This window comes from Pseudomonas sp. 05T35, assembly GCF_056396605.1.
The window spans coordinates 16,991-29,899 of sequence record NZ_JBFTLU010000004.1 but is presented as its reverse complement, the minus strand read 5'-3'; the positions used below and the strand labels follow the sequence as shown (position 1 = coordinate 29,899).

The window sequence follows — 12,909 nt, the reverse complement described above, 5'->3', positions numbered from 1 at the left end:
ATCCTGGACCGATTCGAAACCACCACCAGCCGCCTGCTTGCCGAGCATCTGCCCGACTCCAGAGTGGTCAAGGTTTTTAACGCGATCCTCGCTCAAGACCTGGTGCAGGACTCGCGCCCAAAAGCTGCACCCGACCGACGCGCACTGCCGATCGCTGCGGATGACCCGGCCGCGAAAACCCTGGTGATCACGTTGCTCGACGAGATCGGATTCGACGCTGTCGATGCTGGCAGCCTTGATGAAAGCTGGCGATTCGAACGGGCCAAACCCGCCTACTGCATACCTCTGGATAAACAGGGGCTGAAGGTTGCCTTGGCGGCGGCCCAACGACAGGTCGAATTGCCTGATGGATCGTGGCGTCGCTGAGTAGCCCGCAACATCGCCGCTCGGTGGCTTTCCGTGCAAACCCTTGGACCGAGGCTCAAGCCAGCAGCTCGCTGATCCACCGGGCCTGCCGGGCGATGTCTTGCACCTTCTCCTCGGGCACGGCCTGCCGCGCTCGGGCGAAGTTGCTCAGGGTCTTCTGTTTCTCGCGCAGCATGCGCTGCCACTTGGCCAGGAACACCGGACTGCGTGCCTGCATCTGCAGCGGGCCGAAGTACAGCTCCTCGGCGGTGTACATCACCGGCCCAGCGCGCTCGGCGACGATGATTTCGTAGTCGAAGCGGTTTTCCCGCAGCACTTCCTCGCAGAGGATGCGGTAACCATTTTCCATCAGCCATTGGCGCAGTGGCTGCTCGCCACCGTTGGGCTGCAGGATCAGGCGCTCCTGGCCGCTCAGGCGCGCCTTCCCGCTGTCGAGGATGTCGCGGATCGTCTCGCCGCCCATGCCGCAGATGCTGATCGCCGTGATCCCGTCTGCCGGCTCGATCGCCGCCAGGCCGTTGGCCAGGCGCACGGTGATCCGCTGGTCCAGGCCGTTCTCGCGCACGGTGCGTTCGGCCGAGCAGAACGGCGTCAATGCCACCTCACCGGCCACCGCCGCCGCGATAGCGCCACGGCGCATCAACGCCACCGGCAGGTAGCCATGATCCGAGCCGATATCGGCCAGGTGCGCACCTGCTGGCACATGCCCCGCCACGCGCTCCAGGCGCATGGACAATGTCTGTTCGTTCAACTGCCGCCCCTTTTCACCACGAACGTCCGGCACCTTTGGCTGGATCGGGGCGCGATTCTGTCGGGCAACGCCGTGCATTTCAACTTTAATTGGCTTCGCCGAAATGGGTGTTCGATGACGCCACCTACGGCCGCAGCGCCAAGGCACGGGACAACCCCGACCATGTCGACACAAGCGTGTTCAACTACCGCTGGCGCCCAGGCCTGATTCAAGGCTGTGATTGATGCGGATCACCTTTGAGGCCGATCCGACATCGGTGAACTTCCCCCGATAAGCACGTTCTCAACAGCGGCTCGTGATATCTGACAAGCCGTTGTTCTTTGCGCGGCTCTTTTGGACAATCACGGACTGGAAAGAGCCAGCCCGGCAAAAAACGCCCCCAAATGCACTCGGTCCGCTGAACCGGCCCAAAGGTAGGCGCAACACGGTCTAATCTGAATAGAGCACGACCACAAACACACCTCTCGTCTCTTGATACAGGAAAAATGGGATGACCGTCATAACAGCGCGCCAATGCTCGTCATGGGCCCTGATCTCCCTGCTCGCCATCAACCTGGCGCTAACAGCCGGATGCTCAAGCAAAACTGCCGCACACCGCTATTCGACCTCAAGCACAGCCTCGAACTGCTACGCCAAAGCGCTACCCTCTGCCGGCGAAGGCGGCTTGGCCTGGGGCTCCACTTTGGGCATGGCTCGGCAAAAATCCCTGGATAATTGCAAACGCTATGCCGGCCAATCCGGTGGCACGCCGAGTACCTGCCATGTGGTGACAGCGGAGTGCAAAAAGTAATAGCGCGTTCGCAGTGTCTGCCAACTGAGGGAGTACACGCATGCACGATCCCTTCAATCTTCTTCGTTTCGTCGAGGCCCAGCGCCCGGTTTTTAGCCGAGTCATGGAAGAGTTGCGCGCCGGGCACAAGACCAGCCACTGGATGTGGTTCATCTTCCCGCAACTGCAGGGCCTAGGGCATAGCGAGATGGCCCGGCGCTTTGCCATTTCCGGTGCTGCCGAAGCCCGGGCCTATCTGCTGCATGATGTGTTGGGACCACGGCTGGAGGAAAGCGTCAGTACCCTCCTGCAACACCGCGACAAGAGTGCGCTGGCCATCCTTGGTCACCCCGATGACCTGAAGTTGCGCTCCTGCCTCACGCTGTTCGCCAGCATCAAGCCCGAACAGCCCCTGTTCCAGCGGGCCCTCGACCAGTTTTTCGCTGGTGAGCCAGACGCCAGGACCCTGTCCCTTCTTCGAGAATAAGGTCGACACGAGCTACATCGCGACGGAACGCCGTGATCGGTGCACAGAGCAACCGATGTCTCGCGCCGGCTGATTGTCACATCGTGTAGACGATGCTTCTCATTTTGTCTGATTGTTCCCGGAGCCCCCCCCGACCTGAACGATCAGGTCAAGGTGGCCCACTCCAGGATCCAGGGTCCAACGCTCGTGTTACCTGAGGTCGAAGCGGTCAAGGTTCATCACCTTGGTCCAGGCTGCCACGAAGTCTTTCACGAACTTCTCCTGCGCATCGCTACTGGCATAGACTTCGGCCAAGGCCCGCAGTTGCGAGTTTGAGCCGAAGACGAGATCGACACGAGTGCCTGTCCATTTGAGGTCGCCGGTTTTGCGATCGCGTCCTTCAAACTCTTCATTGGCGTCCGAGACCGGCTTCCATTCCACGCCCATGTCGAGCAGGTTGGTGAAGAAGTCGTTGGTCAGCGCTTCAGTTCGCTGGGTGAAGACCCCGTGCGGCGTTTGTCCGACGTTGGTGTTCAACACGCGCAGGCCACCAATGAGCACCGTCATTTCTGGCGCGGTGAGTGTCAGCAGTTGCGCCTTGTCGATCAGTAACGCCTCGGCCGGTACGCGGTATCGGGTCTTGAGGTAGTTGCGGAAGCCATCGGCGATGGGTTCTAGAAACCCGAAAGATTCGACATCCGTCTGCTCCTGGCTCGCGTCCATCCGCCCCGGACTGAAAGGCACCGTGACGGTGTGACCGGCATTTTTCGCCGCCTGTTCGACACCCGCGCTACCGGCCAGCACGATCAGGTCCGCCAGCGAGATCTTCTTGCCGCCAGTCTGCGTGCTGTTGAACTCGCTCTGGATTTTCTCGAGGGTCGCCAGCACGTTCGCCAGTTTCGCAGGCTGGTTGGCCGGCCAGTCCTTCTGCGGGGCCAGGCGCAGGCGCCCACCGTTGGCACCACCGCGCTTGTCGGAGCCACGGAAAGTGGAAGCCGCCGCCCAAGCAGTTGATACAAGCTGCGAGACTGTCAGGCCCGACGCCAGAAGCTTGCTCTTGAGTGAGGCGATGTCACTGTCGTTGACCAGTGCATGGTCGACCGCTGGAATAGGGTCTTGCCAAATGAGCTCTTCGTTCGGCATTTCCGGACCGAGGTAGCGCGAAAGCGGCCCCATGTCGCGGTGGATCAGCTTGAACCAGGCGCGAGCGAACGCGTCGGCCAACTGATCCGGATTGGCCAGAAAACGCCGTGAAATCGGTTCATAGATCGGGTCGAATCGCAGGGACAGGTCCGTGGTCAGCATGGTCGGATTACGCCGCTTGGACGGGTCGTGAGCATCGGGAATGATGCCCGCGCCAGCGCCGTTTTTCGCCGTCCACTGGTTCGCACCGGCCGGGCTCTTGGTCAGTTCCCACTCGAAACCGAACAGGTTCTCCAGGTAGTTGTTGCTCCACTTCGTGGGCGTAGTGGTCCAGGTCACTTCCAGGCCGCTGGTGATCGTGTCGCCACCTTTGCCGGTGCCGAAGCTGCTCTTCCAGCCCAAGCCCTGCTGTTCAAGGCCTGCGGCTTCGGGTTCGGCGCCCACATTGGACGCAGGCCCGGCACCGTGGGTCTTGCCGAAGGCATGCCCACCGGCGATCAGGGCTACCGTTTCTTCGTCATTCATCGCCATGCGAGCGAACGTTTCACGAATATCCACTGCAGCAGCGACCGGGTCCGGGTTGCCCTCCGGGCCTTCCGGGTTGACGTAGATCAGGCCCATTTGCACCGCGGCAAGCGGTTTCTCCAGGTTGCGCTCCTGGACAGTAGGGCTCTCATCTTTGCCATAGCGCACGTCGCCCCCCAACCAGGTTTTTTCGGAACCCCAGTAGACATCCTCATCCGGTCCCCAGACGTCCGGACGGCCTCCGGAAAAACCAAAGGTCTTGAAGCCCATGGACTCCAGCGCGACATTGCCGGTGAGGACGATCAGATCGGCCCAGGAGATGTTACGACCATACTTTTGCTTGATCGGCCAGAGCAGTCGGCGTGCCTTGTCGAGGCTGACGTTATCCGGCCAACTGTTGAGCGGCGCGAAGCGTTGCTGACCGGAGCCGGCCCCCCCACGCCCGTCGCCGGTGCGGTAAGTGCCTGCGGCGTGCCAGGCCATGCGAATAAAGAGCGGTCCATAGTGTCCGAAGTCCGCAGGCCACCAGTCTTGCGAATCGGTCATCAGCGCATGCAGGTCTTTCTTGAGCGCCGCAAAGTCCAGTTTTTTGAACGCTTCGGCGTAGTTGAAGCCCTCGTCCATGGGGTCGGACAGGGACGAGTGCTGGTGCAGGACCTTCAGATTCAGTTGGTTCGGCCACCAGTCGCGGTTCGACGGGCCACCGCCTGCGGCGGCGTGATTGAACGGGCATTTCGATTCAGTTGCCATGTGTGAGCTACCTTTGGTCGTGTTCATCCGGCTATCCGGYCCCGCGTGGGCGTGCGATAGCGACGAGCGAAATCAATGACATAAGCTGCAGGGCCAACAATTCGATCAATTGATCGTCGTGGTCACACGGGCAATCCGGATAGCGGCAATCGAGTTACCAGCACGGTGGCCCACRGCAAGCCTAGTACGCTTCTGACTTATTCGTATCTCTTATCAGGTCTCAACCGGCCAGTTTTCACCAGCGCTCCGTTAAGGTTAGCCCCCTATAAAGCACTCAGCTAATAGGTGGCGTATTCGGTCCTGATAGGCCTAGTCTTTTACCTGACACCCAAGGAAGGAATAGAGCTGTTACACGACGTACGCCTGTACGGGAGAGGACCAGACCATGAATAAGTGCCGGCGCTGCACGGCCGTCCACGAAGCTGGCCACGCCCTGGCTTTTTGGTGGAATGGTCAGCACATCGAGCGCATCACTGTGCGCACCAGGACAGAAGCCTGCACCGGCCCAATGATTGATCTGCGCGGCAACCCGCAAAACGTAGAGGGGTTGGTCGAGGCTGATTACCTGGTCCCGCACCCATCCTTCGACGCGCCCGGGATTGCTGAATACCTACCCTCAATGGTCGATTCTATTGAGCGCGACCTTCTCGACTGCTTCGCCGGCCCGGTGGCCGAAGCCGTCTACAGGCGCACCAAATCGGACAAGTTCACCTGGGCCAGCGGCAGGGGGGACCGGTGCCGGGGTTACGAATTGATCAGTTTGCTGCCTGCACGAAAGCTACTCGACGCCGAATCCCGGGCAATCGCCCGCTCCTGCTGTCTGGTGCGTCACTACTGGCCCGCTGTCACCGCTGTCGCGGATCTTCTACAAGAGCACGGCACGGTCAACGGAGAAGCTATAACCGCGCTGCTGTGCGAAGTCACCGGGGAGTCACCGACGCGGCTCACTAATGACCTGGCAACCCTCGATATGCGACGCAACAGGCGGTGGACTGCCGCCCACTCGAGGCTACTTTTCAGCAAAGCCCGGCAACCATCTGACCGAACTGACTTCGATTGCCGGTGACTTCGTTCAGTAGTCTTTTAGCTAGCGGTGAGTTAATCCCTTTGTTTTTATGGAGGGTGACACACCGCTGGACTCGTCTCAGTAATCGACCCAGATCCCGCCTTTGTCTGCAGACTGGACACAGCGCTCGACCCAGCGAACGCCTTCGACTCCGGCATGGATATCCGGATAGCGCAGCGTCGCCAAGCGCTCATGATTGCCGCGGTTGGYGGCGTCCATAGCCACGGCGAAACGGTAGTAAAGATTGGACCACGCGTCGAAGAGCCCTTCCGGGTGCCCCGCGCCGATTCGGTCATCGAGCACTGCATCGGGATGCAAATACCCCATGCCGCGCTCCAGCACTTGCGCGGGTTTGCCCTGGACTTCGAATGACAGCTGGTTTGGCCGCTCGTCCCACCACTCGAGGCTGGCTTTAGAGCCGATCACGCGAATTTTCTGGCCGTGCATGGAGCCGGCGTTCACGGCGCTTGACCATACACTGCCCATTGCCCCGCCTTCGTATTCCATCAGCGTGTAGGCATTGTCCTCAAGCGGTGCGCGGCTTTTGACAAAGCTCTGGCGGGTGCATAGCAGCCTTTTGATCTTGAGTTCGGGCAGCATGACTTCCGACAGGTACAGCGGATGGGTGCCGACATCTCCCAGTACATAGCTGGGGCCGGCGAAACGCGGATCGACTCGCCATTGGGTCGCCTCGCTTTGCGCCTCCACCGGCTCGCAATGGAAACCATGGGCAAACTGCATGTGCACCATGCGAATCTCGCCCAGTTCGCCCTGGGCAATCATGTGCCGGGCCTGTTCGATCAGTTGATGTCCGGCGTAGCCGTAGGTCACCCCCACTACCCTGTTGTTCGACACGGCAATTTCCCGCAGCGTCTGCGCCTCCTCGAGGGTGAAGCACAGCGGCTTTTCGCAGACCACGTGCAACCCTGCTTCCAGGGCGGCCTTGGTGATTGCGAAATGGGTGCCATTGGGCGTCGCCACCGAAACCGCCTGGATGCCATCCGGCCGCCCGGCCTCACCTTCAAACAGGCTGCGATAGTCGGCATAGCAGCGTTCGGGGTCGACTCCCAGTTCCACGCCGAAGGCCCGACCGCGCTCCGGGTTCAGGTCGAAGGCGCCGGCGACCAGCACAAACGACTGGTCACGCAATGCCGCGCTGCGGTGGATGTAGCCAATCTGACTGTCGCGTCCACCGCCAACCATGGCCCAACGAAGAGGTTCGGGAATACGCTTGCTGCCATTGATCATCGATAAGTCCTTTGCGTGAGAGAAATCAGAAACCTGCCTGAGAGAGGTAGGCGCGGCTGGCAGCAACGTCGCGCAGACTGCCATGGGCGTTACGTGGATCGCGTTCTTGCTCGACCGTGATGTAGCCCTGGTAACCGAGCTCGGTGATCAGCTCATGCAAGGCGCGATAGTCGATGACACCCTGGCCGATCGGGCACATCACGCCCCTGGCGCAGGCCCCGAAAAAGCTGATGTGCTCACCCCGTACCTGATCGAACACCGCCTGATCAATGTCTTTGAAATGCAGGTAATCCAGCCGATCCGCGTACTGGCGCAGGGTCTGAACCGGGTCCATGCCGGCGTAGTAGAGATGGCCGGTGTCCAGGCACAGGCCGGCCACTTCGTAGGGAATGTCGGTGACCAATTGCGCCAGCTCGTCGGCGAACTCGATGTAGCCGCCGGCATGCGGGTGAATCACCGTACGAACGCCGAACTCCAGCCAGGCCAGATCAGCAATGGCCCGGATGTGGTTCATCATGCCCAGCCAGGCATCGGGCGCCAGACGGGGTGCTCGTTCGGAGTGTCCGGCCGCGTAGTCACGTTCCTCATGCCCCCAGTCGATAACCACCAGGCAAGGCATGGCGAAGCGCTGCCCTGGTTCCTGCGGCACTGCTGGCAGTTGCTTGAGCAAGGCACAAATATTTCGGGTTTGTGTCAGCACGTTCGGCAGATTGGCCGGATCGACCAGATTGTCGAATACAGTGCCGGCCACTACATGCAGGCCCTGCTCGGCGAGCACCGTGCCGACTGCCGCAGCGTCAAGCGGCAGGTAGCCATACGGCCCCAGTTCGATGCCGCGATACCCGGCTTGCGCGGCTTCGCTGAGCACCTGTTGCCACGCTGGCAGATGAGGATTGTTGACGTCGTCTACGCCCCAGCAACAGGGTGCAGTGGAGATATGGAGGGTCATGTCAGGTTCCGATGATTGTTGTTATGAGTGGTGCTGTTTCGCTCGGAGAAATCCTAAGTTGCCAGGGTGCACGACTGCTATAGTCCTGCAGCCATACCTGTCAGAACCCGTCAAAAACATTAAAGAGCCTTTCATTTCATGTCAGAGACCCATCACCCGGCCGGCCGTCGTTCAACCATGGAAGATGTCGCCGAGGCCGCCGGCGTTAGCCTGTCCACCGTGGATCGGGTGATGAATCTGCGTGCCAACGTTCGTGCCGATACCGCGCGGCGCATTGCCGAAGCCGCTGCCCGGCTAGGCTTCTACGGTCGCAATGTGATCGAGCAACGCCTGCTTCAGCAGCGACCGACCGTACGCCTGGGGTTTCTGCTGCAAAAGCGTGGTGTGGCGTTTTATCAAGGGCTGGCCAAGGCCTTGGCCGAGGCAGCGGCATCCAGCGTCCGCGCCCAGGTTCGGGTGATGATCCATTACATCGATGACCTCGCCCCGGCCGCCACCGCACAACGCATCCTCAAGCTGCAAGGAGAGGTTGACGCTCTGGGTATGGTGGCGGCAGATCATCCCGCCGTGCGCGAAGCGATGGCGCAGTTGCGTGCTGCCGGCATCCCCGTTGTTGCCCTGGTTTCCGAGCTGAGTGCGTCGGCCGGCGCCAGCTATGTCGGTGTCGACAACCGGTCAATGGGTCGCACGGCTGGTTGGTTCATCAAGAACCTGGCGCCCCACGCGGGGCCTGTGGCGGTGATGGTAGGAACGCAGCGTTTTCAGTGCCAGGAACTGTGCGAAATGAGCGTGCGCTCCTTTCTTGCGGAGCAATCCCAGGACTGGGAGCTATTGGCAACGCGCCTCACCCTGGAGGACGAAGAGTTCGCCTATGCCGGCACGCTCGACCTTCTGAGCAGCCAGCCCGACCTTGTCGGCTTGTATGTGGCGGGCGGCGGCATCGCAGGCGTCATCAACGCCCTGCGCGAACTGAAAGCCCAGAACATCGCGCTTCCCACAGTTGTATGCCACGACCTGACACCCATCACCCAAGCGGCCCTGCGTGACGGCATTGTTCAAGCCGTACTGTCGCATCCCGTCGTGGCACTGGCGCAGAGCGCCGTTAGCGTGATGGTAGATGCAGCGATAGACCCGTCGTCAGCCATCGCCACGAAGCTCATGCTCGCACTTCAGATTGACGTGTCTGAAAGCGTTTAGTGGCCGAGTAGCAAGATGGACGATAACGACCTGACATCCGCGTACCTGATTGCCTGCAAAGCCACATGGCGACGAGATTCGTTATCTCGCTCCCTATTGCTGCATCCGTTGCAGCAATGAACTGCAACTGCCCTGACTAGTGCTTGCGCGTTGACTCTTTAGACTCCCCATACGACCAATGTGTATCTGGAGTTCCAAATGGTAAGCACCGTGACAATTCAGGAAACTGGCGGGCCTCAGCTATGCCACGGGCCCGATAGGTGCCTACGCAAGCGGCCGCCTCTATCCGGCAAATCGACTGGTGAAGATTCCCGACGACCTCGGTTTCGACGAAGCCGCGGCCGTACTCTTCAAGGGCATCACCGCCCATTACCTGCTCAAGACTACCTACCCCGTTGGCCCTGGCTCGCGAGTGCTGGTGTATGGGGCGGCGGGTGCGCTGGAGCAAATCATGGTGCCCTGGGCCAAACATCTGGGCGCCTTTGTAATCGGCGTGGTGTCGAAACAGGAGAGTGTCGAACGCGCCAGGGCCGCCGGTTGTGATGAGGTGCTGGTGTTCGACGCCGCGACACTTGCCGCCCAGGTAACGGGGCTTACCCACGGACAAAAGGTTGACGTCGTGCATGACCCTATCGGGCGGGTTTCTTTCGAAGCCTCCCTCGACAGCCTTCGCCCGCGCGGCTTGATGGTGTCTTTCGGCATGGCCTCGGGCGCCCCGTCTGCGGTCGAGATCAGCACCCTCAACGCCAAAGGCTCGCTGTTCCTGACCCTCCCATCCCTCGCTGCGCATACAGCCACTGCCCCCGAATATCAGCAGCGTGCACAGGGGGAGTTGCAAGCGGTGGCCGCCGGTATCATCAAGCCTCGAATCTGGCGTCGCTATCCGTTGTCTGATGTAGCCTTGGCGCATGCCGATCTGGAAAGCGGACGCTCGCAAGGTGCTATCGTCCTTACGCCCTGAGTCATCAGAACCTGTTGTCTGGTTGAATAAACGAGGTTTGCTTGCGACTCGCACTGCCAGCCGCAATGGGCCGATTGTGGCTCAGTTCGACGGTCTCGGAGTTTGCCCTGGCCTACCCCGAGGTTTCGCTGGAAGTTGAATACTCGGAGCGATTCGTCGACATCGTCGCCGAGGGGTTCAATGCCGCGATCCGTATCGGTGAGTTTTCAGACAATCGACTGGTTGCCAAAAAACTCTGCGATCACCGTCGAATCCTGTGTGCTGTCCCGACCTACCTGCAACGCCGGGGCGAGAGGCAAAATTTGCGCAAGGCGCGCCATGGCTGTTGCCCGAACCGTAGGGTTTGGTTGCCGAGCTGCAACATGGGCGAATTATTGTCTACGCTGCATTGCTGGACATCACAGTGGCAATCCGGTTGATGCAAAGGGAGCGCACAGATGAACCGTCTTACTGCAAAAGATTTTTCCCCTGAACTGCTCGAGCTCTACGACTACTACGCCCATGGTCTGATCAATAGGCGAGAGTTTCTGGATCGCGCGGCGTTGTTCACGTTAGGCGGTTTGACGGCCAGCGCACTCCTCACCGCCCTGAGCCCCAATTATGCGCTCGCCGAGCAAGTGCCCATTACCGACCCGGACATCATCGCCGAGTACATCACCTATCCCTCCCCCAAGGGACACGGGCAAGTCCGTGCCTATCGGGTGCGTCCGGCGAAAGCCAGCGGCAAGGTGCCGGCGGTGGTGGTCGTGCATGAAAATCGCGGGCTCAACCCCTACATCGAGGATGTCGCCCGACGGTTGGCCAAGGCGGGATTCATCGCCCTCGCGCCCGACGGCCTGACGTCGGTCGGAGGTTATCCCGGCAACGATGAGAAGGGTCAGGCGCTGCAGCAGACTGTCGACCCTGAAAAGCTCATGAATGACTTTTTCGCCGCCATCGAGTGGCTGATGAAGGATGACTCGACCACTGGAAAAGTCGGCATCCTCGGCTTCTGTTATGGCGGTGGCGTCGCCAATGCCGCAGCCGTGGCCTATCCAGAGTTGGGTGCTGCCGTGTCCTTTTATGGCCGTCAGCCAAGGGCTGAAGAGGTCGTCCGGATTCAGGCGCCTCTGCTACTGCACTACGCCGAACTGGACACGCGGACCAATGAAGGATGGCCTGCCTTTGAGCAGGCGTTGAAAGCTGCCGGCAAGACTTACGAAGCCTATATCTACCCTGGCGCTAACCATGGTTTCCATAACGACTCCACGCCTCGATACGATGAAGCCGCCGCCAGGCTTGCCTGGAGCAGGACGCTGGATTGGTTCCGGCGGTACCTGGCTTAGCGTTGAAATCGCCCCGCAACACGAGAACCTGCTCACGGTCAGCGAGGCGTTGCACTCTGCAGGACCTCGCTCGCCGGATCACGGCTGCAGCCATTTTCCGAACAGACGTGTCACCCGAGGCATGAACACGTAGACCACCAACAGCACGATGCTGGCCGTGATCAGCACATTGCTTTGCACATAACCGCCCAGCCAGGGCATCCAGCCAAACAGCGGCTTGAACAGCATCGGCACCAGAAAGCTCAGGGGCAGGATGACCAAAAAGGTCACGCAGGACTGCTTCCAGCGCGGTGGGGGCGGCGCAGCCTCATCAGTCGGAGTAAACCAGAACTCACGGTCGGCCTTGACCTCGGTCTGGTCGCCATCGGCGAGCAATGGCCGCGCCTCTTCGACCAGCTTGCGGCGATCCTCGGAATCGAGCCAATGCTGCAATTGTTCAGTCGTGGCGAAACGCAGCACACTGGTGAACTGCGCCAGCCCCTGGCTTTGTCCGCGCATCACATCAATGCCCAGATGCCCTGGATACGTGCGCGCCGTGGCGACGGTGCGACGCAACCAGTTTTCGTACGCCTCATCCCCTCCCTGTTTGACCCGATGGCGTACCAGCAATGTGACCACGCCTTCCGACAATTCGATGTTCATGACTGACTCTCCGAGCATGCCCGTTGGCAGTGACGGCGCAGCGAACTGCGCCGTTGAGCAACGGAATTTTTCCGCGGCTTACTTGACCTGACGTTGCGGCGCCTTGTGCACCATGGTGTAAGCGTAATCCACGCCCATGCCGTAGGCACCACTGTGCTCGCGCACCAGGTCCATCACTGCATCGTAAGTCTCTTTGTGTGCCCAGTCGCGCTGGTACTCGAGCAGCACTTGCTGCCAGGTCACTGGCACCGCACCGGCCTGGATCATCCGCTGCACCGACATGTCGTGAGCTTCTTTGGTTGTCCCGCCCGATGCGTCGGTGACGATGTACACCTCGTAGCCTTCGGCCAGCGCTTCCAGAGCCGGGAAGTTCAAGCACACTTCAGTCCAGAGTGCGGCCATGATCAGTTTCTTGCGACCGGTGGCCTTCACCGCCTCCACCAGTTTTTTATCTTCCCAGGAGTTCATCGAGGTGCGCTCGATGGGCTGATGATCGGGAAACACACTGAGCAATTCCGGCCAGATGTAGCCGCTGAAGCTTTCGGTTTCGACCGACGTCAAAATGGTCGGCACGTTGAAGATCTTCGCGGCTTTGGCCAGTGCAACGGTGTTGTTCTTCAGGGTTTGACGATCGATCGATTGCACGCCGAAGGACATTTGCGGCTGGTGGTCGATCAGGATCAGAGCGGAGTTGGTTGGGTTGAGCAATTCACGAATAGACATGGCGTGTTCCTTTTGATGTCGCTGTTCT

Annotated in this window: 12 protein-coding genes and 3 pseudogenes; 9 read left to right on the top strand and 6 right to left on the bottom strand. The window is 60.3% G+C overall.

Annotated elements, in window-relative coordinates:
- A partial coding sequence (locus AC1DH9_RS00740; RefSeq protein ID WP_477807654.1) for an NADPH-dependent F420 reductase occupies nt 1–366 on the top strand: 366 nt, incomplete at its 5' end.
- Between the two features lie 55 nt (nt 367–421).
- On the opposite strand, the gene AC1DH9_RS00735 is transcribed toward AC1DH9_RS00740, so the two are convergent.
- Nucleotides 422–1,117 (bottom strand): tRNA (adenine(22)-N(1))-methyltransferase, encoded by a 696-nt coding sequence (locus tag AC1DH9_RS00735; RefSeq protein ID WP_427544932.1) that lies wholly within the window; start codon nt 1,115–1,117, stop codon nt 422–424.
- Nucleotides 1,118–1,206: 89 nt separating this feature from the next.
- On the opposite strand from AC1DH9_RS00735, the pseudogene AC1DH9_RS00730 reads away from it, so the two are divergent.
- The 3 genes and pseudogenes from AC1DH9_RS00730 to AC1DH9_RS00720 all read left to right on the top strand — a co-directional run.
- Nucleotides 1,207–1,332, top strand: a pseudogene (locus tag AC1DH9_RS00730) (alpha/beta hydrolase); the annotation flags it as partial.
- 275 nt (nt 1,333–1,607) lie between these two features.
- On the top strand, nt 1,608–1,907 hold the full coding sequence (locus AC1DH9_RS00725; RefSeq protein WP_427547388.1) for a hypothetical protein: 300 nt from the start codon (nt 1,608–1,610) through the stop codon (nt 1,905–1,907).
- Nucleotides 1,908–1,947: 40 nt separating this feature from the next.
- On the top strand, nt 1,948–2,373 hold the full coding sequence (locus AC1DH9_RS00720) for a DUF1810 domain-containing protein (RefSeq protein ID WP_427547391.1): 426 nt from the start codon (nt 1,948–1,950) through the stop codon (nt 2,371–2,373).
- 189 nt (nt 2,374–2,562) lie between these two features.
- Here AC1DH9_RS00720 and katG read toward each other — a convergent pair whose 3' ends face one another.
- Complete coding sequence (katG, locus tag AC1DH9_RS00715) at nt 2,563–4,797, bottom strand: catalase/peroxidase HPI (protein WP_427547394.1); 2,235 nt, start codon at nt 4,795–4,797, stop codon at nt 2,563–2,565.
- Nucleotides 4,798–5,155: 358 nt separating this feature from the next.
- On the opposite strand from katG, the gene AC1DH9_RS00710 reads away from it, so the two are divergent.
- Nucleotides 5,156–5,836, top strand: coding sequence for a hypothetical protein (locus AC1DH9_RS00710; protein ID WP_442114793.1), 681 nt, complete (start codon nt 5,156–5,158; stop codon nt 5,834–5,836).
- A 78-nt stretch (nt 5,837–5,914) separates the two neighbouring features.
- Here AC1DH9_RS00710 and AC1DH9_RS00705 read toward each other — a convergent pair whose 3' ends face one another.
- Together AC1DH9_RS00705 and AC1DH9_RS00700 are read right to left on the bottom strand one after the other, a co-directional pair.
- On the bottom strand, nt 5,915–7,084 hold the full coding sequence (locus tag AC1DH9_RS00705) for a Gfo/Idh/MocA family protein (RefSeq protein ID WP_477807653.1): 1,170 nt from the start codon (nt 7,082–7,084) through the stop codon (nt 5,915–5,917).
- A 25-nt stretch (nt 7,085–7,109) separates the two neighbouring features.
- Nucleotides 7,110–8,033 carry a TIM barrel protein gene (locus AC1DH9_RS00700; RefSeq protein ID WP_427546194.1) on the bottom strand — a complete coding sequence of 308 codons (924 nt, stop codon included), beginning with the start codon at nt 8,031–8,033 and terminating at the stop codon, nt 7,110–7,112.
- 138 nt (nt 8,034–8,171) lie between these two features.
- On the opposite strand from AC1DH9_RS00700, the gene AC1DH9_RS00695 reads away from it, so the two are divergent.
- The 4 genes and pseudogenes from AC1DH9_RS00695 (at nt 8,172) to yghX (ending at nt 11,516) form a co-directional block, all read left to right on the top strand.
- Nucleotides 8,172–9,230 (top strand): LacI family DNA-binding transcriptional regulator, encoded by a 1,059-nt coding sequence (locus AC1DH9_RS00695; RefSeq protein ID WP_427546192.1) that lies wholly within the window; start codon nt 8,172–8,174, stop codon nt 9,228–9,230.
- Nucleotides 9,231–9,465: 235 nt separating this feature from the next.
- Nucleotides 9,466–10,191, top strand: a pseudogene (locus AC1DH9_RS00690) (zinc-binding dehydrogenase); the annotation flags it as partial.
- 41 nt (nt 10,192–10,232) lie between these two features.
- Nucleotides 10,233–10,517: pseudogene (locus tag AC1DH9_RS00685) on the top strand (LysR substrate-binding domain-containing protein); the annotation flags it as partial.
- A gap of 111 nt (nt 10,518–10,628) precedes the next feature.
- Nucleotides 10,629–11,516, top strand: a complete 888-nt coding sequence (gene yghX / locus AC1DH9_RS00680; RefSeq protein WP_427546190.1) for a YghX family hydrolase — start codon at nt 10,629–10,631, stop codon at nt 11,514–11,516.
- A gap of 78 nt (nt 11,517–11,594) precedes the next feature.
- Here the strand turns inward: yghX and AC1DH9_RS00675 are convergent, their stop codons facing one another.
- Nucleotides 11,595–12,158: an antibiotic biosynthesis monooxygenase gene (locus tag AC1DH9_RS00675; RefSeq protein ID WP_427546188.1), complete on the bottom strand. Its 564-nt coding sequence runs from the start codon at nt 12,156–12,158 to the stop codon at nt 11,595–11,597.
- Between the two features lie 78 nt (nt 12,159–12,236).
- Nucleotides 12,237–12,881 carry a hydrolase gene (locus AC1DH9_RS00670; protein WP_054597057.1) on the bottom strand — a complete coding sequence of 215 codons (645 nt, stop codon included), beginning with the start codon at nt 12,879–12,881 and terminating at the stop codon, nt 12,237–12,239.
- Nucleotides 12,882–12,909 lie beyond the last annotated feature (28 nt).

What these genes read in the sequence shown, in the direction of transcription:
- AC1DH9_RS00710 (WP_442114793.1), top strand. Translation starts at nt 5,156, where the DNA reads ATGAATAAGTGCCGGCGCTGCACGGCCGTCCACGAAGCTGGCCACGCC.
- yghX (WP_427546190.1), top strand. Translation starts at nt 10,629, where the DNA reads ATGAACCGTCTTACTGCAAAAGATTTTTCCCCTGAACTGCTCGAGCTC.
- AC1DH9_RS00675 (WP_427546188.1), bottom strand. Translation starts at nt 12,158, where the DNA reads ATGAACATCGAATTGTCGGAAGGCGTGGTCACATTGCTGGTACGCCAT.
- AC1DH9_RS00725 (WP_427547388.1), top strand. Translation starts at nt 1,608, where the DNA reads ATGACCGTCATAACAGCGCGCCAATGCTCGTCATGGGCCCTGATCTCC.
- AC1DH9_RS00695 (WP_427546192.1), top strand. Translation starts at nt 8,172, where the DNA reads ATGTCAGAGACCCATCACCCGGCCGGCCGTCGTTCAACCATGGAAGAT.
- katG (WP_427547394.1), bottom strand. Translation starts at nt 4,797, where the DNA reads ATGAACACGACCAAAGGTAGCTCACACATGGCAACTGAATCGAAATGC.
- AC1DH9_RS00700 (WP_427546194.1), bottom strand. Translation starts at nt 8,033, where the DNA reads ATGACCCTCCATATCTCCACTGCACCCTGTTGCTGGGGCGTAGACGAC.
- AC1DH9_RS00670 (WP_054597057.1), bottom strand. Translation starts at nt 12,881, where the DNA reads ATGTCTATTCGTGAATTGCTCAACCCAACCAACTCCGCTCTGATCCTG.
- AC1DH9_RS00720 (WP_427547391.1), top strand. Translation starts at nt 1,948, where the DNA reads ATGCACGATCCCTTCAATCTTCTTCGTTTCGTCGAGGCCCAGCGCCCG.